General features: G+C 46.3%; 1 protein-coding gene. It reads right to left on the bottom strand.

Annotation, left to right across the window (positions count from 1 at the left end):
* Positions 1 to 107: 107 nt before the first annotated feature.
* The gene (locus ACOCD2_RS24580) at positions 108 to 587 is read right to left on the bottom strand and encodes a biotin/lipoyl-binding protein (RefSeq protein WP_293650807.1); all 480 of its coding nucleotides are present in this window, start codon (positions 585 to 587) and stop codon (positions 108 to 110) included.
* Positions 588 to 646 lie beyond the last annotated feature (59 nt).

The following is a 646-nucleotide window of genomic DNA, read 5'->3' as shown; positions in this document are numbered from 1 at the left end:
GAGCAGGATGCAGCAATCAGCGTATAGAACAAGCTCTAACGGGCAGTATGAACAAAATAGCAACTTTATTTCACCCGAAAATATACGGTGGAACAATGTTGCTTACTCTAAACTCTAGTATCATATTTGTCTCTGGGAATAACCTGGCTGGCTAGCAGTTCCCCTGTGTGCTCATGCACCCGCTTCAGGTTCTTCAGATCTGCATACTTTGCCTTTATCTGATTCTTCACTTCCGAGATTTTCAACTGCAGCCCTTTTTTCTTGGCCAGCAGTTCCGCGGCATCCAGCCTGACGATGACATCTCCACGTTTGACCAGTGTGCCACTGGGTACAATCATGTCCACCCGGGAAGGGACCTTGGAGGCAATCTCTACGTCAGAATCACTCTTTACTTCAGCCAGATAGGGGACGGTCAGTTGAATTGACGATTTTTCAGCGATCTGCGTGGAAGCCACAATCCCATAGATCTTCGCTGTGGGTATCTTTGCCAGGGCCGCTTTCTTGTTGCTGATGACTTTTATGCCTGCAACCACGACTGCTGCAATCACAATCAGCCAAATCGCCCATTTGATCAGTTTTTTCGCCATCTGAAAGCGCTCTCTGGATTAGATCGAAAATGTGGAACCTTTTTTATTTTAACATTACA

Origin of the sequence: Thiolapillus sp. (assembly GCF_048562965.1) — a bacterium.
In the GTDB taxonomy this organism is placed as follows: domain Bacteria; phylum Pseudomonadota; class Gammaproteobacteria; order Chromatiales; family Chromatiaceae; genus Thiolapillus; species Thiolapillus brandeum_A.
The sequence above is the reverse complement of the archived record's forward strand: the minus strand, read 5'-3'. Positions and strand labels throughout refer to the sequence as shown.